Source organism: Bradyrhizobium sp. Leo170 (genome assembly GCF_004296405.1).
Taxonomy (GTDB): domain Bacteria; phylum Pseudomonadota; class Alphaproteobacteria; order Rhizobiales; family Xanthobacteraceae; genus Bradyrhizobium.
In genome coordinates this window covers 1-26,981 of the sequence record NZ_PSRR01000094.1, presented here as the reverse complement: position 1 = coordinate 26,981, position 26,981 = coordinate 1, and the positions used below count along the sequence as shown (strand labels likewise).

General features: G+C 63.2%; 25 protein-coding genes and 1 pseudogene. 21 read left to right on the top strand and 5 right to left on the bottom strand.

Features of this window, described 5'->3' with window-relative positions; genetic code table 11:
- Window positions 1-12 precede the first annotated feature (12 nt).
- Entirely contained in the window at window positions 13-150 is a 138-nt protein-coding gene (locus CWO89_RS45930) for a hypothetical protein (protein WP_165421215.1), read from the bottom strand.
- Between the two features lie 561 nt (window positions 151-711).
- Here CWO89_RS45930 and CWO89_RS17890 point away from each other — a divergent pair.
- The 9 genes and pseudogenes from CWO89_RS17890 to CWO89_RS17850 all read left to right on the top strand — a co-directional run bounded on the left by CWO89_RS17890 (window position 712) and on the right by CWO89_RS17850 (window position 11,318).
- Window positions 712-1,473 carry a sugar transferase gene (locus tag CWO89_RS17890; RefSeq protein WP_130580079.1) on the top strand — a complete coding sequence of 254 codons (762 nt, stop codon included), beginning with the start codon at window positions 712-714 and terminating at the stop codon, window positions 1,471-1,473.
- Window positions 1,474-1,533: 60 nt separating this feature from the next.
- Window positions 1,534-2,946: a mannose-1-phosphate guanylyltransferase/mannose-6-phosphate isomerase gene (locus tag CWO89_RS17885; RefSeq protein ID WP_130580078.1), complete on the top strand. Its 1,413-nt coding sequence runs from the start codon at window positions 1,534-1,536 to the stop codon at window positions 2,944-2,946.
- A gap of 79 nt (window positions 2,947-3,025) precedes the next feature.
- Complete coding sequence (locus CWO89_RS17880; protein ID WP_130580077.1) at window positions 3,026-3,817, top strand: FkbM family methyltransferase; 792 nt, start codon at window positions 3,026-3,028, stop codon at window positions 3,815-3,817.
- A 45-nt stretch (window positions 3,818-3,862) separates the two neighbouring features.
- Window positions 3,863-5,182 carry a UDP-glucose dehydrogenase family protein gene (locus CWO89_RS17875; protein WP_130580076.1) on the top strand — a complete coding sequence of 440 codons (1,320 nt, stop codon included), beginning with the start codon at window positions 3,863-3,865 and terminating at the stop codon, window positions 5,180-5,182.
- Window positions 5,183-5,554: 372 nt separating this feature from the next.
- The gene (locus CWO89_RS17870; RefSeq protein ID WP_130580075.1) at window positions 5,555-7,870 is read left to right on the top strand and encodes a bifunctional salicylyl-CoA 5-hydroxylase/oxidoreductase; all 2,316 of its coding nucleotides are present in this window, start codon (window positions 5,555-5,557) and stop codon (window positions 7,868-7,870) included.
- Window positions 7,867-8,649 carry an SDR family NAD(P)-dependent oxidoreductase gene (locus CWO89_RS17865; RefSeq protein WP_130580074.1) on the top strand — a complete coding sequence of 261 codons (783 nt, stop codon included), beginning with the start codon at window positions 7,867-7,869 and terminating at the stop codon, window positions 8,647-8,649. Before CWO89_RS17870 ends, CWO89_RS17865 begins: the two co-directional genes overlap by 4 nt.
- A 37-nt stretch (window positions 8,650-8,686) precedes the next feature.
- Window positions 8,687-9,526: an enoyl-CoA hydratase family protein gene (locus CWO89_RS17860; RefSeq protein WP_130580073.1), complete on the top strand. Its 840-nt coding sequence runs from the start codon at window positions 8,687-8,689 to the stop codon at window positions 9,524-9,526.
- A 21-nt stretch (window positions 9,527-9,547) separates the two neighbouring features.
- Window positions 9,548-9,942, top strand: a pseudogene (locus CWO89_RS17855) (RidA family protein).
- A gap of 131 nt (window positions 9,943-10,073) precedes the next feature.
- A complete protein-coding gene (locus tag CWO89_RS17850) occupies window positions 10,074-11,318 on the top strand; it encodes a flavin-dependent oxidoreductase (protein WP_130580072.1) in 1,245 nt (414 codons plus the stop codon).
- Between the two features lie 248 nt (window positions 11,319-11,566).
- On the opposite strand, the gene CWO89_RS17845 is transcribed toward CWO89_RS17850, so the two are convergent.
- Together CWO89_RS17845 and CWO89_RS17840 are read right to left on the bottom strand one after the other, a co-directional pair.
- Entirely contained in the window at window positions 11,567-12,019 is a 453-nt protein-coding gene (locus CWO89_RS17845; RefSeq protein ID WP_130580071.1) for a cupin domain-containing protein, read from the bottom strand.
- 28 nt (window positions 12,020-12,047) lie between these two features.
- Window positions 12,048-13,214: an ABC transporter substrate-binding protein gene (locus CWO89_RS17840; protein WP_130580070.1), complete on the bottom strand. Its 1,167-nt coding sequence runs from the start codon at window positions 13,212-13,214 to the stop codon at window positions 12,048-12,050.
- Window positions 13,215-13,488: 274 nt separating this feature from the next.
- Between CWO89_RS17840 and CWO89_RS17835 the strand changes: the two genes are divergently transcribed.
- From CWO89_RS17835 to CWO89_RS17825, 3 genes are all read left to right on the top strand, one after another.
- The gene (locus CWO89_RS17835; RefSeq protein ID WP_165421214.1) at window positions 13,489-13,983 is read left to right on the top strand and encodes a MarR family winged helix-turn-helix transcriptional regulator; all 495 of its coding nucleotides are present in this window, start codon (window positions 13,489-13,491) and stop codon (window positions 13,981-13,983) included.
- Window positions 13,980-14,792, top strand: a complete 813-nt coding sequence (locus tag CWO89_RS17830; RefSeq protein ID WP_130580069.1) for an alpha/beta hydrolase — start codon at window positions 13,980-13,982, stop codon at window positions 14,790-14,792. The genes CWO89_RS17835 and CWO89_RS17830 overlap by 4 nt, the downstream gene beginning before the upstream one ends.
- 140 nt (window positions 14,793-14,932) lie before the next feature.
- Window positions 14,933-16,576, top strand: a complete 1,644-nt coding sequence (locus CWO89_RS17825) for a benzoate-CoA ligase family protein (RefSeq protein ID WP_130580068.1) — start codon at window positions 14,933-14,935, stop codon at window positions 16,574-16,576.
- Between the two features lie 256 nt (window positions 16,577-16,832).
- Here CWO89_RS17825 and CWO89_RS17820 read toward each other — a convergent pair whose 3' ends face one another.
- Entirely contained in the window at window positions 16,833-17,735 is a 903-nt protein-coding gene (locus CWO89_RS17820; protein ID WP_130580067.1) for a LysR family transcriptional regulator, read from the bottom strand.
- A gap of 163 nt (window positions 17,736-17,898) precedes the next feature.
- Between CWO89_RS17820 and CWO89_RS17815 the strand changes: the two genes are divergently transcribed.
- From CWO89_RS17815 to CWO89_RS17775, 9 genes are all read left to right on the top strand, one after another.
- Window positions 17,899-19,119, top strand: coding sequence for an amino acid ABC transporter substrate-binding protein (locus CWO89_RS17815; RefSeq protein WP_130580066.1), 1,221 nt, complete (start codon window positions 17,899-17,901; stop codon window positions 19,117-19,119).
- Between the two features lie 108 nt (window positions 19,120-19,227).
- Window positions 19,228-20,094 (top strand): branched-chain amino acid ABC transporter permease, encoded by an 867-nt coding sequence (locus tag CWO89_RS17810; RefSeq protein ID WP_130580065.1) that lies wholly within the window; start codon window positions 19,228-19,230, stop codon window positions 20,092-20,094.
- Window positions 20,091-21,026 carry a branched-chain amino acid ABC transporter permease gene (locus CWO89_RS17805; protein ID WP_130580064.1) on the top strand — a complete coding sequence of 312 codons (936 nt, stop codon included), beginning with the start codon at window positions 20,091-20,093 and terminating at the stop codon, window positions 21,024-21,026. Before CWO89_RS17810 ends, CWO89_RS17805 begins: the two co-directional genes overlap by 4 nt.
- Window positions 21,019-21,768 carry an ABC transporter ATP-binding protein gene (locus CWO89_RS17800; RefSeq protein ID WP_130580063.1) on the top strand — a complete coding sequence of 250 codons (750 nt, stop codon included), beginning with the start codon at window positions 21,019-21,021 and terminating at the stop codon, window positions 21,766-21,768. Before CWO89_RS17805 ends, CWO89_RS17800 begins: the two co-directional genes overlap by 8 nt.
- Entirely contained in the window at window positions 21,761-22,492 is a 732-nt protein-coding gene (locus tag CWO89_RS17795) for an ABC transporter ATP-binding protein (RefSeq protein WP_394565376.1), read from the top strand. The genes CWO89_RS17800 and CWO89_RS17795 overlap by 8 nt, the downstream gene beginning before the upstream one ends.
- 45 nt (window positions 22,493-22,537) lie before the next feature.
- Complete coding sequence (gene cnbZ / locus CWO89_RS17790) at window positions 22,538-23,287, top strand: 2-amino-5-chloromuconate deaminase CnbZ (RefSeq protein WP_130580061.1); 750 nt, start codon at window positions 22,538-22,540, stop codon at window positions 23,285-23,287.
- 307 nt (window positions 23,288-23,594) lie between these two features.
- Window positions 23,595-25,190, top strand: a complete 1,596-nt coding sequence (locus CWO89_RS17785) for an NAD(P)/FAD-dependent oxidoreductase (RefSeq protein WP_130580060.1) — start codon at window positions 23,595-23,597, stop codon at window positions 25,188-25,190.
- Entirely contained in the window at window positions 25,187-25,612 is a 426-nt protein-coding gene (locus CWO89_RS17780; protein ID WP_245476355.1) for a c-type cytochrome, read from the top strand. Before CWO89_RS17785 ends, CWO89_RS17780 begins: the two co-directional genes overlap by 4 nt.
- A gap of 23 nt (window positions 25,613-25,635) precedes the next feature.
- A complete protein-coding gene (locus CWO89_RS17775; RefSeq protein WP_130580059.1) occupies window positions 25,636-26,127 on the top strand; it encodes a RidA family protein in 492 nt (163 codons plus the stop codon).
- 16 nt (window positions 26,128-26,143) lie between these two features.
- On the opposite strand, the gene CWO89_RS17770 is transcribed toward CWO89_RS17775, so the two are convergent.
- The coding region (locus CWO89_RS17770) for a PepSY-associated TM helix domain-containing protein (protein ID WP_130580058.1) at window positions 26,144-26,981 on the bottom strand (838 nt) is incomplete at its 5' end.

Here is a 26,981-nt window from a genome sequence, read left to right as displayed (position 1 = left end):
GAAAAGTGGGTACTAGAAGAAGATCATTCGGATGAGCAGAATGATCACGATCCAGGCAAGCATGTTCGCCAGGATGATACGGTTCCTCAATTTGCGCCCCGCAGGATCGAGTCGTTTTGTTTCAGGGCGATCCAAACGCGCTGCGATCATTGGCGCCTCCCTGGAAAATTTTTCCGAGACGAGCGGCTTCTTGGTTAAGGCCGTTTCCCCGTGTTGACGTCTCGCAATCATCGACAAAACCACCAATTGAAACGATCGCATCGGGCAGAGTACGACTAGCCGTTTAGTATGCAGTGAAAAAAATCCTTCAAAAATGATCGCACAGATTAAGCGCTTGATGTAGCGGGTGCACGGTCGATTCCTGAATCGAATCCGATCCGCGCGCGGTTCCAGGTTTGCGTTAATGCATGGCTGCATCGAAAAACACGCAGCGCATTTCGCGTGCAGTTCAATCTAAGCGCTTCCGAACAAAACGGATTCTTTGCATTGCACAAACCTCACGATGCCGCGATGCAAAACCGCGCGCAACATTTTCGTTTTGCTGCCCCATTTCGCCCAAAGAGTTCGTAGAGTTATACCGCCGCGCGATCGAGACGCGTCTCTGCTACGCAGGAAAATTCGCAATTGCGAAGGTGCCCGCGAGATGGGCAGTGGCGCTCTGCGTCGTCGCGCTTGTGACCTCTTTGGGTTCAACAGAGAGAGCGAGAGCAAATGGCCGCCATCGTCACAGCCAACTTCGACCAGGACAGTATCAGGTCGCTCCGCAACAAGCGGAGCATCATCTCGATGCGGCCGGTCGAATATGCCGGCAGCAATTCATATAGCCCCTATCGGGCAAAGCGCCCGCGCGGCTCGGTTCGCACCGAGCCGGGCTCCTCCATCGCAAAGCGCATCTTCGATATCGTGGTTGCGAGCGCAGCGCTTTTGTTCTTCGCGCCGCTCTTGATCGCGATCGCCATCGGCATCAAGCTGACGTCGCGAGGGCCCGTGTTGTTTCACCAATACCGGTACGGCTATCGAAACCGGCGCTTCAAGATCTACAAGTTCCGCTCGATGCGGACCGATGCCGGTGACGTGCGCGGCGTGAAGCAGACCGTGCAGGGCGACTCCCGCGTCACCTCGATCGGCAAGATCCTGCGCAAGACGAGCCTCGACGAAATCCCGCAATTGATCAATGTCATCAGGGGCGACATGTCGCTGGTCGGCCCGCGCCCGCATGTCCCGGGCATGCTGGCCGCCGAGCTGCCTTATGAGGACCTCGTGCCGTATTACTTCCAGCGCCACAGCGCTCGGCCTGGCATCACCGGCCTCGCGCAGGTGAGCGGGTGCCGCGGAAGCACGGTTGAGGCCGGCCGCGCAATCTCGCGGATCGATTACGACCTCGACTATATCGAGCGCTGGTCCTTGCGCATGGACGTCATGATCATCGTGCGCACCGTCCGCCGCGAATTCCTGTCCGGCAGCGGCTTCTAGCCCGCCGACATATAACCATCACATCAAGGGGAGCGACAGAATGCTGCAGCACGCGGCCGCATAGTCCCAGTTCTTTTGTCGGGCGGAACCGGCTCGCGGCTCTGGCCGCTGTCGCGCGAGAACCAGCCGAAGCAACTGCTCGCGCTGCTCGGCGAGAAGACCTTGCTGCAGCAGACGGCGAACCGCGTGACGGAGCCGTCGCTGTTTGCCGATCCGATGGTGATTGCCAATGCCGAGCATCGCTTTGCCATTGGCGAGCAACTGCGCGCGGCCGGCATCGCCAATCCCACCATGGTGCTGGAGCCGTTCGGACGAAATACCGCGCCGGCGGTGGCGATCGCGGCGCTTCTCGCCAGCGAGGTCGATCCTGGCGCGGTGATCCTGGTGACGCCGGTCGACCACTGGGTGCGCGATCACGCGGCGTTCCGCGCCGCGATCGCGAGCGGGCTTCCGGCAGCGCGCCGCGGACAGTTTGTCCTGTTCGGCCTCAAGCCGACCGGGCCTGCGACCGGATATGGCTACATCCGCATGGGCGGCAGGATTGCCGATCTTCCCGAAATCCGCAAAGTCGCAGGTTTCGTCGAGAAGCCCGACGCTGTGACCGCGGAGCGCTTGCTGGCCGGCAATGATCATCTGTGGAACAGCGGAATCTTCCTGCTGCCCGCACGCGCCTTCATCGATGAACTGGCGCGGCACGAGCCGGCGATTCTGGAAGCCTGCCGCGCAGCGCTGGCCGGCGCGACGCGCGATCTCGATTTCCTGCGGTTGGAAGAAAAGGCATTCGAGTCCTGCCCGTCCATCTCGGTCGACTACGCGGTGATGGAAAAGACCGACAAGGCCATGGTGGTGCCGGCCAGTTTTGACTGGAGCGACGTCGGAAGCTGGTCGGCGCTATGGACGATGGGCGAGAAGGACCCCTCCGGCAATGTCGTGATCGGCGACGCGGTGGCCGAAGACAGCTCCGGCTGCTACGTGCGGGGAGATGGCCCGCTGGTTGCCGCCCTCGGCGTCGAGGATCTCGTCATCACCGCTTCGCCCGACGTGGTGCTCGTGACCAAACGCGAGCGCGCCCAGGATGTCGGCAAGCTGGTGGAGCGGTTGAAGGCCAACGGCCATCGCGCCGCGACGCAGACCCACAGCGTGCACCGTCCGTGGGGTTACTACACGTCGATCCATGCCGGCGACCGCTTCCAGGTCAAGCGCATCACCGTCAACCCGGGTGCCAAACTGTCGCTGCAGAAACATTTTCACCGCGCCGAGCATTGGGTGGTGGTGAACGGCACCGCGATCGTCACGCGAGACGACGAGGAGGTGCTGCTCCGCGAGAACGAATCGATCTTCGTTCCGCTCGGCTGCATGCATCGCCTGGAAAATCCGGGCAAGGTTCCGCTGAACCTGATCGAGGTGCAGTCGGGCACGTATCTTGGGGAGGACGACATCGTCCGGGTGCAGGACATCTACCACCGGGTGTGACGCGGCGACCGCAAGCCAATCCGGCAAGCGGCGTCTCGGAGTACCCGATCCGCATCAACACATAACGGAGGGAATGGACATGGGTGCCAAGCAGCAGGCCAAGGATCTCTTGAAGGATGCATTCCCATCGATCTGGCTGCAGTGGCACTTCATGCATCGCCCGAAATCGGCGGAACGGGAGCTTTCCTATCTCGACAAGATCATCCCGGATGATGCTGTCACGGTCGACATCGGCGCCAATTGCGGGCTCTACACGCGAAAGCTGGCGCGGCTTTCCCGCGAAGTTCACGCCTTCGAGCCTTCGCACGATATGGCGCGCCTGCTGCGGCGTACGTCTGCTTCAAACGTCAGCGTGCACGAGATCGCCCTGTCGGACCACGAAGGCGACGCGGAACTCTTCATTCCGCGCGGCGACACGGGCCTGGTCCACGGCCTTGCCTCGCTTGAGCGGCGTGTGATGGCGTCGGCCGATCCGATTGTGGCCGCCCATGTGCCGATGGCGCGGCTGGATTCGGTGATGCATCAGGAGGTCGCCTTCGTGAAGATCGACGTGGAGGGGCACGAGCTCAACGTCCTCAACGGCGCCGTCGAGCTCCTGGAGCGCTGCCAGCCGGTGTTCCTGGTTGAGGCGGAGGATCGTCATCGGCCGGCCGCGACGGAATCGGTGTTCGACTTCTTCCGGCAACGGTCCTACCGTGGTTTCTTCCTGAAGGAAGACGATGTGGTCGACGTCGAGAAATTCGATGTCGAGGAGCTGCAGGATGCGGCGGCGCTCGAGGCGGATGGTGGCCGCAAGGAAGGGCGGTTCTACATCAACAATTTCTTCTTCTTCCCGCAGCATCTCGACGGCGAGTCGATGCTGGTCAAATGATGACCAGTGCGACCGCTGCGATCATTTGGTCAGACAGGATAAGTCATGCATATCACGATGGTCGGCGCCGGTTATGTCGGACTGGTGTCGGGGGCATGTTTCGCCGACTTCGGGCACTACGTCGTTTGCGTCGACAAGGATGAAAAGAAGATCGCAGCGCTCAACAAGGGCGAGATAACGATCCACGAGCCCGGGCTTTCCGAGTTGGTGGCGAGAAACATCGCGCAGGGCCGCCTGGCCTTTGTGACCGACTTGAAGGGGGCGGTCAGCCGTTCCGAAGTCATCTTCATCGCGGTCGGCACTCCGTCCCGCCGCGGCGATGGCCACGCCGATCTTTCCCATGTCTATGCCGCGACGCGCGAGATCGCTACGGCGTTGCCGGAATCCGCGGTCGTGGTGACGAAGTCGACCGTTCCGGTCGGCACCGGCGACGAGGTCGAGCGCATCATCCGCGAGGAGAAGAAGGACGCGAAATTCGCCGTCGTTTCCAATCCCGAATTCCTGCGGGAAGGGGCCGCGATCCAGGATTTCAAGCACCCCGACCGCATCGTCATCGGCACCGAGGATGCATTTGCGAAGGCGGTGATGGCGGAAGTCTATCGTCCACTGCATCTCAACACCTCGCCGATCCTCTATACCAGCCGCCGCACCGCGGAACTGACGAAATATGCCGCCAACTCGTTCCTCGCGACCAAGATCACCTTCATCAACGAGATCGCCGATCTTGCCGAAAAGGTCGGCGCCAATGTCCAGGAGGTCGCCCGCGGTATCGGGCTCGACAACCGCATCGGCTCGAAATTCCTGCATGCCGGTCCGGGCTTCGGCGGCTCCTGCTTTCCCAAGGACACGCTGGCGCTGATCAAGACAGGCCAGGACAACGAGGCTCCGCTGCGGATCGTCGAAACGGTGGTGGCGGTGAACGACCAGCGCAAGCGCGCAATGGCGCGCAAGGTGTCGAATGCCTTCGGCGGCAACATCCGCGGCAAGACCATCGCCGTGCTCGGCGTCACCTTCAAGCCGAACACCGACGACATGCGCGACGCGCCATCGATCCCGCTGATCACGGCGCTGCAGGACATGGGCGCGGCGATCCGCGCGTTCGATCCGGTCGGGATGGAGCAGGCCAAGAAGGTGTTCGAGAATGTCACCTTCTGCCGCGACGCCTATGATTGCGCGCGGGGAAGCCATGCGATCGTGATCGTGACGGAATGGGAGCAGTTCCGCGCGCTCGACCTGAAGAAGATGGCGACGATCATGGCAACGCCCGTGATCGTCGACCTCCGCAACATCTATTCGCCCGAGGATGTGACGCGGAACGGTTTTCATTATTGCGGCGTCGGCCGGCCGAAGCCGCTGGCGTATTAGAGACCCCCGAGCTCCGTTCACCTCGCCCCGCTTGCGGGGAGAGGTCGAAATTCGAGCGCAGCTTGAATTTCGGGTGAGGGGAGTCTCCACGAGTCCGGTTGCCGCCGTATTCGCGGATAGAGCCCTCACCCCAACCCTCTCAGGGCAAGCTTTGCTCGTCCCGGCCCCGTAAAGAACGGGGGAGGGAGAACCGCCGTCAATCGATCCGATCTGTCTAACCGGTTGCCGCGCCTAAGAGCGCGGCGAGACCGCTTTTTTGCCCGACCGGGCCGGGGCTCGCTTGACAAAATTATTTTAAGCATAAAATATTCCCATGTCGGTCCGGGAGCTGTCCGCGGAGATGCCCCGACGGCCGAAGGTGAGGAGACAGCCATGCGCATCGTCTGCATCGGGGGCGGGCCGGCCGGGCTCTATTTCGGCATCCTGATGAAGATGCTCGATCCGGCGCACCGGATTTCGGTGGTCGAGCGCAACCGCCCCTACGACACCTTCGGTTTCGGCGTCGTGTTCTCCGACGCGACCATGGACAACATGCGCAAATGGGATCCCGTCACGGCGGATGCGATCGAGGAGGCTTTCAACCACTGGGACGATATCGAGGTCCTGATCAAAGGCCGCCGGATGCGCACCACCGGCCATGGCTTTGTCGGCATCGGCCGCAAGCGCCTGCTCAACATCCTGCAGGCGCGCGCCGAGGAACTCGGCGTCGAACTTGTCTTTGAGCGCGAGGTCGATTCCGATCTCGAATTTCCGGATGCCGATTTGATCGTCGCGGCCGACGGCGTGAACTCGAAGATCCGCACGCGCTATGCCGACAGCTTCCAGCCCGACATCCTGATGCGGCCGAACCGCTATATCTGGCTCGGCACCAACAAGCGCTTTGACGCCTTCACCTTCGATTTTCGCAAGACCGAGCACGGCTGGTTCCAGGCGCATATCTACAAATTCGAGGATGGGGCGGCGACCTTCATTGTCGAGACCACGGAAGAGACGTTCCTTGCTCATGGTCTCGACAAGCTCGACCAGGCTGGCTCCATCGCCTTCTGTGAAAAGATCTTCGCCGAGATTCTCGAGGGCCATTCGTTGGCATCCAATTCGCGCCATCTGCGCGGTTCGGCCTGGCTTTCCTTCCCGCGATTGATCTGCGGCAAATGGACCGCGTTCAACGGCAACAGCCATGTCGTGGTGATGGGCGATGCCGCGCATACCGCGCATTTTGCGATCGGATCGGGGACCAAGCTCGCGCTCGAGGATGCGATCGAGCTGACCAACCAGTTCAAGCAACTCGGCGCAACGCCGGACAAGATTCCGTCGGTGCTCGCCGCTTACGAAGAACTCCGCCGCGTCGATGTGGCGCGGATCCAGAATGCCGCCCGCAATGCGATGGAGTGGTTCGAAGTGGTGGGCGCGCGCTATGCCGACACGCTGGAGCCCGAGCAGTTCATGTATTCGCTGCTGACGCGTTCGCAGCGCATCAGCCACGAAAATTTGCGTCTTCGCGACAAGACATGGCTCGAAGGCTATGAGCGCTGGTTCGCCGAACGCGCCGGGCTGCCAGATTCCAATGATCGCGTGGCGCCGCCGATGCTCACGCCGTTCCGCATCCGCGGTTTGTCATTGCCCAACCGTATCATCTGCTCGCCGATGGCGATGTATTCGGCGGTGGAGGGCGTGCCGAACGATTTCCATCTGGTCCATTTCGGCGCCCGCGCGCTCGGCGGCGCCGGACTGATCTTCACCGAGATGACCTGCGTGTCACCAGAGGCGCGGATCACGCCGGGCTGCTGCGGGCTGTGGAACGACGAGCAGGCGAAGGCGTACAAGCGCATCGTCGATTTCGTCCACGGCAACAGCGCAGCCAGGATCGGCATCCAGCTCGGCCATGCGGGCCGCAAGGGTTCTACGCGCGTAGCCTGGGAGGGAATGGATGAGCGACTTCCAGAAGGAAACTGGCCGCTGGTGTCGGCCTCCGCCGTTCCCTATCTGCCCGACGGCCAGACGCCGGAGCCGATGGCGCGTGCCGAACTGGACGAGGTGCGCGAACAGTTCGTCGCCGCGGCCCGGCGCGCGGTGCAGGCCGGCTTCGATATCCTGGAACTGCATTGCGCCCACGGCTATCTCTTGTCGAGCTTCCTCTCGCCGCTCACCAACCGCCGACCTGATCAATATGGCGGCAGCATTGAGAACCGTGCGCGCTATCCGCTGGAAGTGTTTCGCGCGATCCGGCAAGTGTGGCCGCAGGACAAGCCGATCTCGGTGCGGCTGTCGTGTCATGACTGGGCGGAGGGCGGCAACACGCCCGATGATGCGCTTGAGTTCGCGAAGCTGTTCAAGGCGGCCGGCGCCGACTTGATCGATTGTTCCTCGGGGCAGGTCTGGGCCGACGACCATCCGGTCTATGGGCGGCTCTATCAGACGCCGTTTGCCGACAAGATCCGCAACGAGGTCGGCATTGCGACCATTGCGGTCGGCGCGATTTCCGAGGCCGATCACGCCAATTCCATCATCGCCGCCGGCCGCGCCGATCTCTGCGCGATCGCTCGCCCGCATCTCGCCGATGCTGCCTGGACGCTGCACGAGGCCGCCAAGATCGGCGTGAAGTCGATTGCCTGGCCGAAGCAGTATCTCTCCGGCAAGCCGCAATATGAGAGCAATCTGGAACGCGCGGCGGCGGGAGCGAAAGCATGACCCGGCATTTCTGGCCCAATGCGCATGCGCTCATCACCGGTGGCGGCTCCGGCATCGGCGCCGCCACCGCACGGGCGCTGGCTGAAGCCGGCGTGCGGGTGAGTGTTGCTGGCAGGAGGCCGGATGCGCTTGCAGAGACGGCGGCCTCCATTGGGGCGCGTGCCGGCGCTGTTCTGCCTGCCGATGTGACCGATGAAATCGCGGTCACTGAGGGCATCAAGCGGATCGAGGCTGAGGTCGGCCCGATCGACATCCTCGTCAACAATGCAGGGAAGGCATTGAGCGCACCGTTCGAGAAGACGGATGCCGCTCTGTGGTCGGACATGCTGGCGAGTAACCTTTCCAGCGTCTTCCTGGTGACGCGTGCGGTGCTGCCCGGCATGGCGCAACGCGGATGCGGGCGCGTTATCAACGTCGCGTCCACGGCAGGCCTGACCGGCTACTCCTACGTCTCGGCCTATGTCGCCGCCAAGCACGGCGTCGTCGGATTGACGCGTGCACTCGCGCTCGAATATGCGCGCCGCGGCGTCACCGTGAATGCGGTCTGTCCGGGCTATACTGATACGCCGTTGGTGGCCGAGGCGGCCGCCAACATCGTCGCCAAGACCGGCCGGAGCGAAGCGGAAGCGCGCGCAGCCCTGGCAAAGGTTAATCCGATGCAGCGGCTGGTGACGCCTGAGGAGGTCGCGGACACCATTCTTTGGCTCGCCTCCTCAAGCGCATCGTCCATCAACGGACAGGCCATCGCGGTTGCCGGCGGCGAGGTCTTCACGGGATAAGGGAAACGCCCAAGGAAACGCCCAAGGAAACAACATCATGTCTGAGATGAAAGCAAAGCTGCGACCGTTCAAGAATTATCCGGCGCGCCATTTCAAATGGTCCACCGATGACGATGCCCGCGTCGCCACCATCACGCTGAACCGGCCGGACAAGAAGAACCCGCTGACGTTCCAGTCCTACGAGGAGCTGCGCGATCTCTTCCACGATCTTGCCTACGCCTCCGACGTCCGCGCCATCGTGCTGACCGGCGAGGGCGGCAATTTCTGCTCCGGCGGTGATGTGTTCGAGATCATCGAGCCGCTGACGCGGATGGCGATGCCCGACCTGATTGCGTTCACGCGCATGACCGGCGATGTCGTGAAGGCGATGCGCAAATGCCCCCAGCAGATTGTCGCGGCGATCGACGGTATCTGCGCCGGCGCCGGCGCGATGCTGGCGCTCGCGTCCGATCTGCGGCTGGCGACGCCGCAGGCCAAGACCGCGTTCCTGTTCACGCGCGTGGGACTCGCTGGCGCCGACATGGGCGCGTGCGGACTGTTGCCGCGGGTGATCGGGCAGGGGCGCGCCGCTGAGTTGCTTTACACTGGCCGGGCCATGAGCGCGGAAGAGGGATTTGCCTGGGGCTTTCACAACCGCCTGGTGCCATCGGCGGAGCTGTCGGCCGCGGCTCATGAACTCGCCCGTTCGCTCGCCGACGGCCCATGGTTCGCGCATGGCATGACCAAGACGATGTTCAACCAGGAATGGGCGATGGGCATCGACGAGATGGTGGAGTCGGAAGCGCAGGCGCAGGCGGTCTGCATGGCGACCGGTGATTTCCGCCGCGCCTTCGAGGCTTTCGCCGCCAAGAAGAAACCGGTCTTCGAGGGGAATTGAACCCGTGACGGGAACAAGCACATGATCGAACTCCTGCAACCGAACGGCTGGGCCCAGCCGGTCGGCTATGCCAATGGCGTTGCGCGCGCGGCAAGATGATCTTTGTCGCCGGCCAGATCGGCTGGAACGCGCAATGCGTGTTCGAGACCGACGATCTCGTGGAGCAGATCGCCCAGACCCTGCGGAACGTCGTCGCGGTCGCCGCCAGCGGCGGCGCAACGCCGGAGCATATCGTGTCGATGACCTGGTTCCTGCTCGACCGCCGCGAATACTCCTCGCGGTTGAAAGAGATCGGCGCGGTCTACCGCGACATCATGGGCCGCCGCTTCCCGGCGATGACGGCGGTGCAGGTCTCCGGCCTGATCGAGGATCGCGCCAGGGTCGAGATCCAGGCCATCGCGGTGGTTCCGGATTGAGGTGGTGAGAGCGTTAACCTAAGTCGCGGGCGGAGTGGATGCTGAGACCATAAAGCGTCTTGCGAGCGGCTCTGACGCCGTGCGACCCTGCCAACCTCTCACAACGTCCGGGTTTCGAGCGGAGTAGGGCGATGAAGGCGATTATCGTCGGCGGCGGGATTGGCGGGCTCACGACGGCGCTGATGCTGCGGGCTCGCGGCATTTCCTGCGAATTGTTCGAGCAGGCGGAAACGATCCGCGAGCTCGGCGTCGGCATCAACACCCTGCCGCATGCGATCCGCGAACTCGCCGGGCTTGGCCTGCTTGACGCGCTCGACAAGGTTGCGATCCGCACCTACGAGCTGTTCTACCTGACGCGCCATGGCCAGCAGGTCTGGCACGAGAAGCGCGGGCTGGACGCCGGCCATGAGGTGCCGCAATTCTCCGTTCATCGCGGCCGCCTGCAGGGCGTCATCTATCAGGCGGTGGTTGAGCGGCTCGGCAGCGAGGCGATCCACACCGGTTGCCGGCTCGGCGCGTTCACGCAGGATGAAGGCGGCGTCGCGGCCTACTTCTTCGATCGTGCAGGCCAGCATGCGCACACGGCGCGCGGCGATATCCTGATCGGCGCCGACGGCATCCACTCGAAAGTGCGCGAGACGCTGATTCCGAACGAGGGGCCACCCTGCTGGAACGGCCTGATGCTGTGGCGCGGCGCCGCCGACTGGCCCGCGTTCCTGACGGGCCGCTCGATGATCATCGCCGGCGGCCTGAACGCCAAGGCCGTGATCTATCCGATCGCGGAAGGCTCGAGCCCAGCCAGCCGTCTCACCAATTGGGCGGTGATGGTGCGGATCGGCGACGGCGCGTCACCGCCGCCGCGCCGCGAGGGCTGGTCGAACCTCGGCAGGCGCGAAGAGCTGATGCCGCATGTGGCAGGCTTCTCGATCCCGCAGGTCGACTTTGCAGCGCTGGTCGGCGCCACGGCGGAATTCTGGGAATATCCGTGCTGCGACCGCGATCCCTTGCCCTATTGGACCAGCGGGCGCGTCACCTTGCTCGGCGATGCCGCGCATCCGATGTATCCGGTCGGCTCCAACGGCGCTTCGCAGGCCATCCTCGATGCGCGATGCCTCGCGGATGCGCTGGCGCGTTCGGAGCATCCGCGTCAGGCGCTGGTCGCCTACGAACGGCAGCGCCTGCCGATGACCGCCGACATCGTCGCCTCCAACCGTCGCGGCGGGCCCGAGGGCGTGATCGATGCGGTCGAGCAGATCGCGCCGCAGGGGTTTACGGACATCGAGTCTATTCTGAGCTATGAGGCCCGCGAAGCGATCGTGCGCGGCTACGCCGCCAAGGCGGGCTTTGCCGCACGCGTGGTGGCGCGGCAATCGTAACGGGCGTCGGGGGCTTCATCCTTCGAGACGGCCGCTGCGCGGCCTCCTCAGGATGAGGTCTGCGAGCGAGGCGAGATCTTAGACCCTCATGGTGAGGAGCGCGGCTTGCCGCGCGTCTCGAACCATGAGGCCCCAGACTTCTCATCCTGCTCTTGCAGCGTAGCCCGGATGGAGCGCAGCGCAATCCGGGACACCGTCGATTGGGGCGATCAACCCCGGATTACGCTGCGCTCCATCCGGGCTACGTGCTACGCCGGGGGCGGCGGCAGGAAGTGGATGTTGTGCTCAGCGGCGAGTTTCACCACATCGTCCGGGTTCTGCTCCCGCATATTGTGGATCGCCCAGAACAGATCATAGAGCCGGCGCGTCGGCGACACCCAGAACAGCGTCTTTGCGGCCTGCTGCGACTTGTTGAAGATGCCGTGCGGCTTGCCCATGGGCAGGCGCACGAGATCGCCGGGAGTAGCTGACTCGTCCGCGCCGTCGAGCATGAAGTCGAGCTTGCCTTCGAGGATGTAGAGATATTCGTCCTGGTCGGGATGGATGTGCGGCGGCACGAAGGTGCCGGGCGGAAACGTCGCATGCCAGGAGAACGAATGCTCGGTGCGGCTCTTCGGCACATAGGTCTGGCCGAGGATGTTCCAGGTGATGCCCTGGATGCCCTCGTTCGCGCGGGTGATGCCCGCAATCTCGTCGTTCATTGTTCCACTCCCTCGCTTACTTGCCCGTTTACTTGGCTGAGCAATCCTTGGCGTAACGGTCGCCGTAATTTTCGAACACTTTCTGTACGATCTCGGTCTGGAACTTGCCATCAGGACGTTTCGCGACCTGGGTCAGATAGAAGTCCTGGATCGGATAGCCGTTGGTGTTGAACTTGAAGCCGCCGCGAAGCGAGACAAAGTCCGCCTTCTTGAGCGCCGCCGCGACCGCGTCCTTGTTGGCGAGGTTGCCGTTGACCGCCTTCACCGCGCTGTCGATCAGCAGCGCCGCGTCGTAAGCCTGCATGGCGTAGGTGCCGGGCACGCTCTTGTAGGCGGCTTCATAGGCAGCGACGAACTTCTTGTTCTGGGGATTGTCGAGGTTGGGCGCCCAGTTGGCGCCGCCGAACATGCCGACCGCCGCGTCCTGCTGCGCCGGCAACGTCGATTCATCGACCGTGAAGGCTGACAGCACGGGCACGGTGGCGCCGGCCTGCTTGTACTGCTTCACCAGATTGACGCCCATGCCACCCGGCATGAAGGTGAACAGCGCATCCGGCTTCAGCGAGGAGATTTTTGTCAATTCGGGCTGAAAGTCGAGCGTGTTAAGTGGCGTATAGGATTCGTCGACGATCTCGCCTTTGTAGTCGAGCTTGAAGCCGGCCACCGAGTCGCGTCCGGCCTGGTAGTTCGGCACCAGGAGATAGACGCGCTTGTAGCCACGATCCTGCGCGACCTTGCCGAGGATCTCGTGCACCTGGTCGTTCTGATAGGAGGTGACGTAGAAGAACGGGTTGCATTCCTTGCCGGCGTAGCTCGAGGGGCCGGCGTTGGGCGAGATCAGGAACGTCTTGTTCTCGGTCACGGGGCGGTGGATCGCCTGCAGGATGTTGGAGAAGATCGGTCCGACCACGAAGTCGACCTTGTCGCGTTCCAGGAGCCCGCGCACCTTGGTCACCGCGCCATCCGGCTTGAGTTCATCGTCGACATTGACGACCTCGACCTCGCGGCTCGCCATCTTGCCGCCGAGATCCTTGATCGCCAGCGCAAAGCCGTCGCGCACCTGTTGGCCGAGCGCGGCGGCCGGGCCCGACGTCGTCACGATGACGCCGATCTTGATCTTCTCCTGCGCCAGCGCTGGTCCGGCAGCAAGGGCGAACAGCGCCGCCAATCCTGCCAACTTCAATGCCCGTTTCATGGTCTCTCCCCGCGCCAACAAAGATCAAAATCTCGCGCCACAGCTTATTCTGACGACGGCAAGCGCCGCAAGCGAATGCCTCGCCGGGTCTGGGCCGCCCGCGGACCGTTCAGCCGCCCGCGGTCTGTATGCAAGCGCCGCGCCAAATTGCTTGAAGCTTAAAGAGATCCCGCGATATCATGGAGCATCGCTCATTCGGCTTGCGATATGCCGCGAATTGTTTGAAGGTCAAAACGATCGGCTGCGATTGGCGCCGCGAAAGGCGTGACTGCCCATGATGCTTGATTCCGAGACAAAAGCGGTCGAACTGCCGGAAGATCATGGCACGGAGCTCCGGCTCTGGCTTCGGCTTCTGACCTGCACCACCCTGATCGAGGGCGAGGTGCGCAGCCGCCTTCGCGAGCGCTTCGACGTCACGCTGCCGCGCTTCGACCTGATGGCCCAGCTCGACAAGGTGCCTGGCGGCATGACGCTATCAGACCTTTCCAAGCGCATGATGGTATCGAACGGCAATGTGACTGGTCTGGTCGAGCGGCTGGTGGAATCGGGTCATCTCGACCGCCGCACTTCAGAGACCGATCGGCGCGTGCAGTTCATCCGATTGACGAAACTCGGCCGCGCCGAGTTCCGCAAGATGGCGGCCGAGCACGAGACCTGGATCGCCGATATCTTCGCCGACCTCTCGCGCAAGGATATCAGCGAATTGATGCGGCTGCTCGCCAAGACAAAAGCATCGGCGCAGCGATCGGCCAAGGCGCGGACGCCATGAGTGGTGTCGACTATGAAGTCGAATACAACAATCGCGCGCGGGTGCCGGAACATCCGGCGCTGATCGAGGGCTGGGCCAGGGACGCATCCGCCTATCGCGCGCAGCATGCGCCGCGCCGCATCGCCTACGGCCCCGGCAATCGCCACACCATTGATTTGTTTGAAAGCGGCGAAGGGCCGATCGTCGTCTTCATCCACGGCGGCTATTGGCAGGCGCTCGACGGCTCCTTCTTCAGCCATTGCGCGCGCGGGCTCAATACCCACGGGGTCACGGTCGCTGTGCCGAGCTACGATCTCTGTCCTGCCGCCACCATTGCCGATATCATCGGCCAGATGCGCGATGCGTCGCGCGAATTGGCGCGCCTCGGACGACTGCTGGTGATGAGCGGTCATTCTGCGGGCGGGCATCTCGCCGCCTGCATGCTCGCGACCGATTGGATGGCGTTCGATAGGTCGTTGCCGAAGCGGCCGGTCATATCGGCCTATTCGATCTCGGGCCTGTTCGAGCTCGCGCCGCTGGTCGAAACCTCGATCAACAAGGCGTTGCGTCTGGATGCTGCGGCAGCCGAGGCCGCAAGTCCGCTGTTCTGGCGGCCGCCAGCCGGAACAGCGCTGGATGCGGTGGTCGGCGAAACCGAAAGCGCCGAATATCATCGGCAAAGCCGCACCATCGTCGAGCAATGGGGCGCGGCCGGCGTTGCCACCCGGTTCGGTGTCGTCGCCGCTGCCAATCATTTCACCGCGATCGCGCCGCTGGCCGATCCGGACTCGGCGATGGTTACGCGCCTGCGCGAATTGGCGCAGGGCTGAATTCTCCTCACGTTCCGGCGAAGCGCAAAATCGGCCTTGCGCGGAATTGTTTTAAGTATAAAATTGTTGCCGGATACGCTGCCGGGCGTCCTCGATGTGTGATCGTGAGCATTCTTGCTGGAAAGCGAGGGGCGATGGATATGGCAGTTCTTGCACCGAAGCTGGGCCCTTCCGCCCATGTCGATACGTTCACGCGCGACAATCTTCCGCCGTTCCATCAATGGCCGGACCTGCTGCTGGACCGGCCGGAATTTCAGTATCCAGAGTATCTCAACGCCGCGGTCGAACTGACCGACCGCATGGTCGAGAAAGGCTTTGGCGACCGCATTGCGCTGATCGGCAATGGCCGCCAGCGCACCTACAAGGAATTGACCGACTGGTCCAATCGCCTTGCGCATGCGCTGGTCGAGAACTATGGCGTCAAAGCCGGCAACCGTGTGCTGATCCGTTCCGGCAACAATCCGGCCTTCGTTGCCGTCTGGCTCGCCGCGACCAAGGCTGGCGCCGTCGTCGTCAACACCATGCCGATGTTGCGCGCCGGCGAACTGGAGAAGATCGTCGACAAGGCCGAAATCTCGCTGGCGCTGACCGACAGCCGTATCGCCGATGAGCTCGTCGCCTGCGCGAAGATCAGCAAATTCCTCAGGCAGGTCGTCAATTTCGACGGCACGCAGAACCACGACGCCGAGCTCGATCGCGTCGCGTTGAGCAAGCCGGTGCGGTTCGAGGCGGTCAAGACCGGCCGCGACGACGTCGCGCTGTTGGGATTCACATCGGGCACGACCGGCGAGCCGAAGGCGACGATGCATTTCCACCGCGATCTCCTGATCATTGCGGATGGTTATGCGAAGGAAGTGCTTGATGTCACCGAGGACGACGTCTTCGTCGGGTCACCACCGCTGGCCTTCACCTTCGGCCTGGGCGGGCTCGCGATCTTTCCGTTGCGGTTCGGCGCTACTGCGACGCTCCTGGAAAATGCCGCTCCGAACCAGATGGTCGAGATCATCGAGACCTACAAGGCGACAATCTGTTTCACTGCGCCGACGGCGTACCGCGCGATGATGGCCGCGATGGACAACGGCGCCGACCTGTCCTCGCTGCGCATCGCAGTTTCTGCCGGCGAGACACTGCCGGCGCCAGTATTCGAAAGCTGGACCAGGAAGACCGGCAAGCCGATCCTCGACGGCATCGGCAGCACGGAGATCCTGCACATCTTCATCACCAACCGGATCGGCGATGCCGTAGCGGGCACGACCGGACATCCGGTCTCAGGCTATGAGGCGAAGATCGTCGATGACGACATGAACGAGTTGCCGCCCGGCAAGGTCGGCAAGCTCGCGGTGCGTGGCCCGACCGGGTGTCGCTATCTCGCGGACCCGCGCCAAACCAAATATGTGCGCGATGGCTGGAACCTGACCGGCGACGCGTTCGTACGCGACGAGAATGGCCGGCTCTCTTTCGTCGCCCGCGCCGACGACATGATCATTTCTTCCGGCTACAACATCGCGGGTCCCGAGGTCGAGGCCGCGCTATTGACACATCCCGACATCGCGGAGTGTGCGGTGGTGGGGCAGGCCGATGAGGAGCGCGGGCAGATCGTTTCGGCCTATGTCGTGCTGAAGCAGGGCTGCCGCTGTGACGATCTGCAGGTCAAGCTCTTGCAGGATCACGTCAAGGCCAGGATCGCGCCGTACAAATATCCTCGCGCCATCAGCTTCGTCGACGCGCTGCCGAAAACGCAGACCGGCAAGATCCAGCGCTTCAAATTGCGCGAAGCGAGCTGACCTAGAGCGTAGTGCCATTTGGTTGGACTGGCCACAAGTCCGCTTCACCTCTCCCGCTTGCGGGGGAGGCATAGGCCGCCTTTGGCGGCCGTTCCTCAGAACGCCGAAGCGGAGCTTCGGCTATGGCGTCAGCGTCGGGTGGGGCTCTCTCCACACGATCGGACAGTGTGAATCGCGGAGAAACCCCCACCCTGGCCCTCCCCCCGCAAGCGGGAGAGGGAGCGCAGCACCTGTCCCGGACGCAATCGAGCTGACCTCAGTCCTGTTCTTCCCGCATCCGGCCGATCAGGAGGTCGGCCACCAGCCGGCAGGACGGCGACAGGTTTCGGCTCGCCAGCCGGACCATGGTGACCTGCGTTGCTTCCAGCCGCTTGTCGCGTAGCGGCACGGCGACGAGCAGGCCGGCCTCCAGCGCCGACACTGCGGCGACGCGCGGCAGGAAGGTGGCGAGATCGGTGCGGGCGGCAAGCCTTTGTGCGAAGGCGAGCGAGTTGGTCTCGGTGCAGACCTCGAGCCTGACCTTCGCTTGCGCGCAGGCCCGATCGACTTCCTGGCGGATGCCGAAGGACGGATCGGGGACCACGACGCGTAGCCCTGCGAGTTCCTTCACCGTGCAGCTCGCCTTGTTCGCCAGCGGGTGGCGCGGCGAGACGATCAGGCACAGCGACTGCCGCATCCGCCCGAGCTCGATCAGATCGCTGCGCGGCGCGCGGCCGAACACGAAGCCGAGGTCGACATCGTTGTGGCCGACTCTCTCGGCCACGTCGCGCGAGCCCACCATCGTCATCGAGATCGAGATGCCCGGATAGTCGCCGGCAAGGTCGACGGCGAAATTCGACAGAAAGCTCATCAGCATGCCCTCGACGGTGGCGATCCTGACCTGCCCACGCCGCGAACTATCGAACTCCTGCACCTTGACGCGGATGCCGTCGAGCTGATTGCGGTTCTCGACCGCGTAGCGGTAGAGTAGGTTACCGGCGCCGGTGAGCTGCATCCCGCGCGGGCCGCGCTCGAACAGTTTTGCCGAAAGCTCCTCCTCGATCGCCTGCATCTGCCGGCTGATCGCGCTCGGCGCGATCCGCAGCGAAGCCGCCGCCTGCTTGATCGAGCCGCATTCGGTGACCTCGCGGAAATATCGGATGGCGGCTGACTCGATCATGCGGCTTTCGTCCTCCCCTCGCGGCCTGCCCAACAAGGCGGCAGGCGCTGACCAGGGGTCGAATTATTCGACCTCAGACCTCTAATTTCAATGCTTTTATTCGAATGCGGGATTTGCCATGATTTTTATGTTTCAGTCTCTGGCCGCCATGGAGAAGTATTCTATGAATAAGTCTCGGGTCGCTCGTTACGCGCGTCTTGCAGCCCCGCTATGGGCGGCAGCGGTTCTCTGCGGCGCGCAGACTTCTAACGCGTCGGCCGAGGACGTCATCCGTTTCGGCGCGCCGCTGCCGATCACCGGCCCGCTCGCGCCCGAAGCGATCAAGCAGCAGCAGGGTTATGACCTCTGGGCCGAGGAGGCGAACAAGGCCGGCGGCATTTCCGTCGGCGGCAAGAAATACAAGGTCGAGATTGTCTACGCCGACTATCAGTCGAACACGCCGCGCGCGGTGCAGGCGACCGAGCAGATGATCAGCCAGGACAACGTCAACTTCATGTTCGGCGCCTTCGGTTCCGGCGCGGCCAAGGCGGCGAGCACCGTGTCCGAGAAGTACAAGGTGCCGACGCTGGCGGCGACCGCGTCCTCCGTCCAGGTCTATGACCAGGGCTACAAATATCTGTTCGGCACCTTCACGCCGAACGACACGCTGACGACGCCGCTGACCCAGATCATCAAGGCCAAGGTGCCCGAGGTGAAGAAGGTCGCGATCCTCGCGCGCAACGATTTGTTCCCGCTCGCGATCGCGCAGGAAATGGAGAAGTCGGCCAAGGCCAACGGCTTTGACCTCGTCTATTTCGAGAAATATGCGATCGGCACACTCGATCACTCGGCGACGCTGTCGCAAATCAAGTCGCTCGCGCCGCAATGGATATTCGTCACCGGCTACATCAACGACCTGCTCCTGATCCGCAAGCAGATGGTCGACCAGGAGATGAAGGCGCCGATTGTCACGATGATCGCCGGTCCGGCCTATCAGGAATTCATCGAGTCCGGCGGCAAGACCGCCGAGAACATCACCAGCGCCTCCTGGTGGCATCCGGCCGAGCGGTATGAGGGCAAGGACATCTTCGGCTCGACCGAGAATTTCGTGAAGCTGTTCAAGGCCAAGTACAAGAGCGAGCCGGACTACGGCCAGGCTTCCGCGGCACTCTGCGGCGCGCTGTTCCAGATGGCGATCGAAAAGGCCGGCTCGCTCGATCGCGACAAGGTGCGCGATGAGCTCGCCAAGCTCGACGTGGTGACCTTCTTCGGCCCCGTCAGGTTCGGTGCCAACGGCCAGATCAACTCGCTCGATCCGCCGGTCTTCCAGATCCAGGGCGCCAAGCCCGTGGTGTTGTTCCCGGAAGCGATCAAACAGGGCGATCTCAAGGTTGGCGTCAACTGATGACCAACCGTCATTGCGAGCAGAGTGAGGCCGCCAGAAAGAATGGATTGCTTCGTCGCTGCGCTCCTCGCAATGACGCACGGCAATAAGCGCGATTAGGCATCACACATGCACGCAGCCCAGATCCTGGTGAACGCGGTGGTCCTCGGCTGCCTCTATGCCTGCATCGCGATCGGCTTCTCGCTGGTCTGGGGCGTGCTCAACGTCATCAACCTGATCCACGGCTCCTTCATTGTGCTCGGCGCCTATCTCGCCTTCGGGCTCTACAACGCGCTGCACATCTCGCCCTGGTATTCGATCGCGGTCGCCGCGCCGCTGTTCTTCGTGCTCGGCTACCTCCTGCAGCGACTATTGCTCAACCGCGTGATCACGGCGCCCGTGCTGGTGACGCTGACGATGACGTTCGGACTCGACCTGATCCTGAACAACGCGATGATCTATTTCTTCAAGGCCGATTACCGCAAGCTGACGCTGACGCCGTCGCTGGGATCGGTCTCGATCTTCGACGTGGTGGTGCCGGTCGACCGTCTCATCGCGACGGTTTCCGCGCTGGCCCTGACCGGATTGCTCTATCTCCTGCTGCGGCGCTCGCGCGTCGGGCGCGCCATCGTCGCGGTGCGGCTGGACCGCGACGCGGCCGTGCTGATGGGCGTTGACGTCAAGTCGATCTACGCGATCGCGTTCGGCCTCGGCGCTGCGCTTGCCGGCTGCGCCGGCGTGCTGATGGCGCTGATCTTCCCGATCTCGCCATTGACCTCGTCGGGCTATCTCGGAAAGGCCTTCGTGGTCTGCGTGCTCGGCGGTCTCGGGAGCGTCTCGGGCGCGCTCGCGGGCGGCCTGCTGCTGGCGCTGGTCGAAGGGATCGGCTCGACCTTCTTCGGCCCGGCGCACGCGACGACGCTGTCCTTCATCCTGCTCATCGTCTTCCTGATCCTGCGCCCGCAGGGGCTGCTTGGCCGGAAGGGTTTCGAATGACGAAGTCGAATATCGCGCTGCTTGTCCTGCTCGCGGTCGTTGCATCGCTGCCGCTGTTCGGCGGCGCCTATGCGCTGCGGCTCGGCACCATCGCCTGCATGTATGCGATCATGGCGCTGTCGTGGAATGTGGTCGGCGGCTTCGCCGGCTATCCCTCGTTTGCGACCGCGGCCTTCTTCGGCTTCGGCGCCTACACCGCGGGCGTGCTGCTCAACAAGGGATTGCCGCTCTGGCTCTGCGTCGTCATCGCGGCGGTCACCGCCTTGCTGATCGCGGCTGTACTCGGCGCGGCTCTCCTGCGCCTGCGCGGACATTACTTTGCGATCGCAAGCCTCTCGCTGGTCGAGGTGCTGCGCGAGCTCGTCAACAATGCCACCGATCTCACCGGTGGCGGCATGGGACTCAACATCCCCCTGGGTTCCGGCTCCGGCGTGCTCGCCGAAGCGATGTTCTTCTTCTACGCGATGTGGATCCTGCTGCTGCTCACCGTGCTGATGGTGATGGCCGTCGCCGGCTCGAAGCTCGGCTTCGGGCTCGCCTGCATCCGCCAGAACGAGACCGCCTCCAGCATGGTCGGCCTCAACACCACTCTCTATAAGAGTATCGCCTTCGGCCTGTCGGCCTGTTTCGTCAGCGCGGCCGGCGGCGTCTATGCCGCCTGGGTGCACTATATCGACCCGTCCGATGTCTTCGATATTCTCTATTCGGTGAAGCCGATCGTGATGGCGCTGATGGGCGGGCTCGGCTCGCCGCTCGGCGTTGCCTGCGGTGCGTTCCTTTATCTCGGGCTCGAGGAGGTGGTCTGGCGCAACTACATTCAAATCCACACCGGCGTGCTCGGGCTGATCATCGTCCTCTTGCTCCTGTTCCTGCCGCATGGCCTGATCTCGTTGCGGCCGGCCAACCTCTGGCGACGGGTCAAGCATGTCTGAGATCCTTCGCCTCGAAAACGTATCCCGGCATTTCAGCGGCCTGCAGGCCCTGCGCGATGTCACGCTCACCGTCAACAGGGGCGAGGTGCTCGGCCTCATAGGACCAAACGGCGCCGGCAAGACCACGCTGGTCAACACCATCTGCGGCGTCACGCCGGCCAATTCCGGCAAGATCACTTTCGATGGCAAGGACATCACACGCATTAAGACCTATCAGGCGGCGCGGCTCGGCCTGTCACGTACCTTCCAGATCGTTCAGCCCTTTGCCGAATTTACCGCGCTGGACAATGTCGCCGCAGCCGCGCTGTTCTCGCAGCCGGGCCAAAGCCTCAAGATGGCGCGCGAGCAGGCAATGGCTCATCTGGTCTATGTCGGTCTCGAGCTGCAGGCCAATCACCCTGCCGCTACGTTGACGCTCGCGATGCGCAAGCGGCTGGAGCTTGCGAAGGCCCTCGCGATGAAACCAAAATTGCTGTTCCTCGACGAGGTCAATGCCGGCCTCAACAGTGCCGAGGTCGAGCGCGCGACCAAGCTGATCCATGAGCTTGCCGCCAGCGGCATCACCATCGTGATGATCGAGCATCTGATGAAGGTCGTGCTCAATGTCTGCACCCGCATCGCGGTACTGCACAACGGCGCGCTGATCGCCGATGGCGCGCCGCGCGAGGTGATCGAGAATCCCGCGGTGGTCGAGGCCTATCTCGGCCAGCAATATGCCAAACGGAATGTCGCCCGTGGCTAACTCCCTGATCCTCGAACTGAAGGGGCTGTGCGCCGGCTATGGCGAGATCCAGGTGCTGTGGGGCATCGATCTCGACGTCCGCCACGGCGAGATCACCGCATTGATCGGCTCCAATGGTGCCGGCAAGACCACGCTGATGCGGGCATTGTCGGGCCTGATCCCGACCACCGCGGGCAATTATTTCTCGGAAGGCCGCGATCTCACCGGCGACACCGCCGCCGGGATCCTCGCGCACGGCATCGTGCATGTGCCGGAGGGACGGCGGCTGTTCGGCGCCATGAGCGTCGAGGAGAACCTCCTGATGGGCGCATATTTGCGCGACGCTGGTCGCGCCGAGATCAATCGCGACCTCGAGCAGGTCTATGCCACGTTCCCGAAGCTGCGCGAGCGGCGGCGGCAAGCGGCGGCGACCCTGTCAGGCGGCGAGCAGCAGATGTGCGCGATCGGCCGCGGCCTGATGAGCGCGCCGCTGCTGTTGATGATCGACGAGCTCTCGCTCGGACTTTCGCCCTTGCTGGTCGAGCAGCTCGTGGCGGCGCTGCGCGAACTCAACGCTGGCGGCACGTCGATCCTGCTGGTGGAGCAGGACGTCACCATCGCGCTCGATCTCTGCCACCGCGCCTTTGTCATGGACATGGGCCGTATCGTGCGGAGTGGCTCGGGAAGCGAACTGCTCGCCGATCCGATCGTCCGCGATGCCTATCTCGGCGTTCTCCACGAATGACCGAACCCGGGCTTTCCTAACCCCTTTACGTTGCAAAGAGGTATCATGATTACGACCATCGAGGTTCAAGACGGCGGTTATCGCTTCATGCCGGGCGTCAGCCAGTATTCCTGCGGTATCGGCGCGTTGCCGGGTTTCACCATCGAACGCGTCCGTTTTGCCGATCCGGTGCCGCTGAAGGCAGGCTTTGCGCGGATTGCCGAAATCCTCAACAATGCCGGCCGTCCGCTGACGGCGTTCGGCGCCTGCGAATTGCGCTCGCCCGCGCCGTTCACCGAAGAGGGCTTTCGCGCCTTCAACGACATCTACATCAAGACCCTGATCGAATGGGGCATAATGAAGGACGGCGTCAATCCGGTGGCGCGCAGCAATGTCTGTCCGAAGATCGGTCCGCCGGCCGAGCCCTGCTTCCACGCTTTCTCCTACGCGGTGCCGGCGCCGCAGGCGGCGCCGTCTTTCGTGATCGCCGGCAGCGGCGAGTCGGCCGAAGGCAAGGCGAACTATCGGGATCACATCATCAGTCCCGGCGACGTCAGCCCGGCGGGTATGCTTGCCAAGGCAAAATGGGTGCTGGATGAGATGGAACGTCGCATGAGCGCGTTCGGCGGCACCTGGAAACAAACGACCGGCGTGCAGCTTTACACCGTGCAGGACGTCTATTCGATCCTGGAAAGCGAGCTCGGCCGCCGCGGCGTGTTCAGGAATGGCCTGACCTGGCATTTCAACCGCCCGCCGGTGGTCGGTCTCGACTACGAGATGGATTGCCGCTGCGTTCACATCGAAAAGGTGATCTGAGTTCTTCTCCTTCTCCCCGTTCTTACGGGGAGAAGGTCGGGATGAGGGGCTCTATCCGCGAACACAGTGGCAGATGGGTTCGCGGAGGCTCCCCCTCACCCGAAATTCAAGCGGAGCTTGAATTTCGACCTCTCCCCGCACTCGGGGCGAGGTGCAGCGGAATTCGCCTCTCGATCTCGCAGCATCATCACATCCAGCACGCATCAAAAGCGCGTGTTGGCGCGCGTTCAACCAAGCCGCTTCCTTGACAGGTGATGAGCCAATCGTTTCCTTTGCTGCTCCAGATCTTGCTCCGGCTGGGACGTCAATGCAAAGCGAAGCGGCAGTCATCAGGCGGCGTGATCTTTTCTCGTTGATCGGCGCGATGGCCGGCAGCGCGGCGATGTATCACGCGATGACCAGCCTCGGCTTTGCCTCGGAGTCGAACTACAAGGGGCCGGTGAGGCTCGAGGGCGACCCGAAGGGCGCATCCGTCCTGATCCTCGGCGCGGGACTTGCCGGCATGACGGCGGCGCTGGAGCTGCGCAAGGCGGGCTACAAGGTCCAGATCCTCGAGTTCAACAACAGGGCAGGCGGCCGCAACTGGACGCTGCGCGGCGGCGACACGTTCGTCGAACTCGGCGGCTACAAGCAGACCTGCGAATTCGATCACGGTCTCTACATCAACCCAGGCCCGTGGCGGATTCCCTACCACCATCGTGCATTGCTTGACTATTGCAGGCGGCTCGGGGTTGCGCTCGAACCCTTCATTCAGTTGAACCACAACGCCTATCTGCACGCCTCGCGTGCGTTCGGAGGTACACCGCAGAAGATCCGCGCGATCAAGGCGGATTTCCAGGGCCAGGTTTCCGAACTGCTCGCGAAAGTGACTCAGCAGGGCAAGCTCGACGAAGCGGTGTCCAAGGAAGACCAGGAAATCCTGCTGCAGGCGCTGCGCTCCTGGGGCGCGCTCGATTCCGACTACAGATACAATGCCAATCTCGTCTCGGCCGAGTTCCGCGGCTATGCGCGCGAGCCCGGCGGGGGCTTAAGTTCCGCGCCGTTGCCGAGCGATCCCGTCACCTTGTCGGAGCTCTTGCGATCACGGGTCTGGCGCTACTTGCAGAGTTTTGCGCGCTACAATTTCCAGACCACGATGTTCCAGCCGGTCGGCGGCATGGACATGATCGGCAAGGCCTTTGCCAAGGAGGTCGGCGACCTCATTCGCTATAACGCCAAGGTGACGCAGATCCAGCAGAACGACCGCGGCGTCACGGTGAGCTATGTCGACACGACAAGTCCCTCGACGGTGCTGCACGCAAAAGCGGATTGGTGCATCTGCACGATCCCGCTGTCGATCCTGAGCCAGATCCCGATCGACGTCGGTAGCCGCATGGAGGCCGCGATCGACGCCGTTGCCTATGCCGGCGCGGTCAAGATCGGCCTGCAGTTCAAGCGCCGCTTCTGGGAGGAGGACGAGGCGATCTATGGCGGCATCAGCTATACCGACCTGCCGATCCGGCAGATCGCCTACCCCAATGCAGGCTTCAATCGCGCCGGCCGCGGCGTGCTGCTCGGCGCCTATCTGTTCGAGGGTGCGAATGCCTATGAGTTCACCGCGATGACGCCGGCGGAACGGATCGCAAGCGCCGTCGAATTCGGTTCCATGATCCATCCGCAATACAAGCAGGAGTTCGAGAACGGCGTTGCGGTCGCCTGGCACCGCGTGCCCTTCACCCTCGGCTGCAGCGGTGAATGGACCGACGAGGGCAGGGCGAAACACTACAAGAATCTGTGCCAGATCGACGGGCGGATCGTGCTGGCCGGCGAACACGCATCCGATCTGCCGTCCTGGCAGGAGGGGGCGATCCTGTCTTCGCTCGACGCCATCGCGCGACTGCACGAGCGGGTGGTGAAAACATGAGGCCGATGAGAGCCCATTTCGTTGCGCCAGGGGCAGGCGCCGTACTGCTCGCGTTCCTCCCTGCGGCCGCGGACTTCGCGCAGGACAACACCGCCACGCGCCCCACGTTCAGTTCGGGCTACCGCTTCGTCGAAATGACCGGCGAGGAACTGTTCGCCAATGTCTGCCAGGGCTGCCACATGCCCGATGCCTCGGGCGCTGCCGGCGCCGGGGCCTATCCTTCGCTGATCGCCAACCGGAATCTTGCGACCTCTAGCTATGCCGTTCATCTCGTCGTCAACGGCCGGCGCGGCATGCCGGCCTTCGGCGACATGATGACCGATGGTCAAGTCGCCGCGGTCGTGAATTATCTCAGAACGCATTTCGACAACAGCTACACGGACGCGGTGACGGCCAGGGAAGTCGCAGAAGCGCGCCGCTGAAGCACTGTTAAATGGGGGAGCACATGAAATTTCTCACGATGCCGTTGATTGTCATGCTCTCGGCGATGGCTTGCGTGCCCGCGCAGGCCGAGATCGTCAGGCATCCAATTCCGAATTCGAATTTTCCGATCGCGCAATCGGTGCAGGTCACCGGCAACGCCACGATCTATTATGTCAGCGGTCAGGTGCCGCCGGTGATCAATAAGGACGCCGATCCTTCGAGCCGCGAGGCCTATGGCGACACCAAGACTCAGACCGTCGGCGTGCTCAACCGGATCAAGGGCATCCTTGAAGGGCTCGGCCTCGGCATGGGCGACGTCATCAAGATGCAGGTGTTTCTGGTGCACAGCCCGAACGCGCCGATGGATTTCAAGGCGTTCATGGAAGGCTATACCCAGTTCTTCGGCGGCAGCCAGCCGAATCTGCCGGCGCGCTCGGTGGTCGGCGTCGCCTCGCTTGCCAATCCCGGCTTCCTGGTCGAGATCGAGGTGGTCGCGGCAAAGGACGCGAAATAATTCACGGCTGTGCGATTCACTCGCCCGGAACAAGGCTCCCGAGCGGCGGCCGCGAGAGGCGCCGATGTCTTCGCCGCGAAAGGTACAGCAGAAAGCCGGTGACCACCAAGAGCGGCATCAGGGCTGCTGCGACCATGAACAGCAGCTTGCCCGGCCAGCCAAAGATGCTGCCGCGGTGAATATCGAGCACGCTCGACAGCATCCGCTCGCCGACGGGCTTGTCCGCGTAGATTTCTGACGACACCAGCCGGCCGGTGACGGCATCGATGCGGAACTCGTCGCGCGCGCCCGGATGCGACGCGTCGCGCGCCCAGGACCGGACCCGCACGACGGTGCCCGCATCAGGCGGCGCCAATAGGGCCGTCGCGTAGCGGCTGCCTTGTTCGTGCAGGAATGTCGACCATACGCGATCGAGCGTAAGCGGCTTGGTCTCGGATGCGCTGACGTCTCGCGCCGGCTTCGTCTTCATCGGTGCGGCAGCCGTTGAAGGACGCGACAGCAGCCAGGTGGCGCCGTTCTTGTACCAGTCGAACGAATACCACAGGCCGGTGAGCACCATCACGAGGTAGATCGGCAGCACCCAGGTTCCAGCGACGGCGTGGAGCGACCTATGGAAGCCGCGACCGCGCAACGTCAGATTCGGCTTCAGCCACATCTTCACGCTGCGGGCGCGATGAGGCCATCGCAGCACGATTCCGGAGATCAGCATTGCGATCAGGCCGATGGCAGCCACGCCGGTGATCGGCCGGCCATAGCCCTTGGCATCGCCGGGCAACAGCAGCCAGCGATGCAGCTTGCGGACGGTGGCGAAAAACTCCTCGCCGCGCGGCGAGCCGAGCGCGCGCCCATCATAG

Coding starts and splice junctions, on each gene's coding strand:
- CWO89_RS45930 (WP_165421215.1), bottom strand. CDS start 150: ATGATCGCAGCGCGTTTGGATCGCCCTGAAACAAAACGACTCGATCCT.
- CWO89_RS17890 (WP_130580079.1), top strand. CDS start 712: ATGGCCGCCATCGTCACAGCCAACTTCGACCAGGACAGTATCAGGTCG.
- CWO89_RS17880 (WP_130580077.1), top strand. CDS start 3,026: ATGGGTGCCAAGCAGCAGGCCAAGGATCTCTTGAAGGATGCATTCCCA.
- CWO89_RS17875 (WP_130580076.1), top strand. CDS start 3,863: ATGCATATCACGATGGTCGGCGCCGGTTATGTCGGACTGGTGTCGGGG.
- CWO89_RS17870 (WP_130580075.1), top strand. CDS start 5,555: ATGCGCATCGTCTGCATCGGGGGCGGGCCGGCCGGGCTCTATTTCGGC.
- CWO89_RS17865 (WP_130580074.1), top strand. CDS start 7,867: ATGACCCGGCATTTCTGGCCCAATGCGCATGCGCTCATCACCGGTGGC.
- CWO89_RS17860 (WP_130580073.1), top strand. CDS start 8,687: ATGTCTGAGATGAAAGCAAAGCTGCGACCGTTCAAGAATTATCCGGCG.
- CWO89_RS17850 (WP_130580072.1), top strand. CDS start 10,074: ATGAAGGCGATTATCGTCGGCGGCGGGATTGGCGGGCTCACGACGGCG.
- CWO89_RS17845 (WP_130580071.1), bottom strand. CDS start 12,019: ATGAACGACGAGATTGCGGGCATCACCCGCGCGAACGAGGGCATCCAG.
- CWO89_RS17840 (WP_130580070.1), bottom strand. CDS start 13,214: ATGAAACGGGCATTGAAGTTGGCAGGATTGGCGGCGCTGTTCGCCCTT.
- CWO89_RS17835 (WP_165421214.1), top strand. CDS start 13,489: ATGATGCTTGATTCCGAGACAAAAGCGGTCGAACTGCCGGAAGATCAT.
- CWO89_RS17830 (WP_130580069.1), top strand. CDS start 13,980: ATGAGTGGTGTCGACTATGAAGTCGAATACAACAATCGCGCGCGGGTG.
- CWO89_RS17825 (WP_130580068.1), top strand. CDS start 14,933: ATGGCAGTTCTTGCACCGAAGCTGGGCCCTTCCGCCCATGTCGATACG.
- CWO89_RS17820 (WP_130580067.1), bottom strand. CDS start 17,735: ATGATCGAGTCAGCCGCCATCCGATATTTCCGCGAGGTCACCGAATGC.
- CWO89_RS17815 (WP_130580066.1), top strand. CDS start 17,899: ATGAATAAGTCTCGGGTCGCTCGTTACGCGCGTCTTGCAGCCCCGCTA.
- CWO89_RS17810 (WP_130580065.1), top strand. CDS start 19,228: ATGCACGCAGCCCAGATCCTGGTGAACGCGGTGGTCCTCGGCTGCCTC.
- CWO89_RS17805 (WP_130580064.1), top strand. CDS start 20,091: ATGACGAAGTCGAATATCGCGCTGCTTGTCCTGCTCGCGGTCGTTGCA.
- CWO89_RS17800 (WP_130580063.1), top strand. CDS start 21,019: ATGTCTGAGATCCTTCGCCTCGAAAACGTATCCCGGCATTTCAGCGGC.
- cnbZ (WP_130580061.1), top strand. CDS start 22,538: ATGATTACGACCATCGAGGTTCAAGACGGCGGTTATCGCTTCATGCCG.
- CWO89_RS17785 (WP_130580060.1), top strand. CDS start 23,595: ATGCAAAGCGAAGCGGCAGTCATCAGGCGGCGTGATCTTTTCTCGTTG.
- CWO89_RS17780 (WP_245476355.1), top strand. CDS start 25,187: ATGAGGCCGATGAGAGCCCATTTCGTTGCGCCAGGGGCAGGCGCCGTA.
- CWO89_RS17775 (WP_130580059.1), top strand. CDS start 25,636: ATGAAATTTCTCACGATGCCGTTGATTGTCATGCTCTCGGCGATGGCT.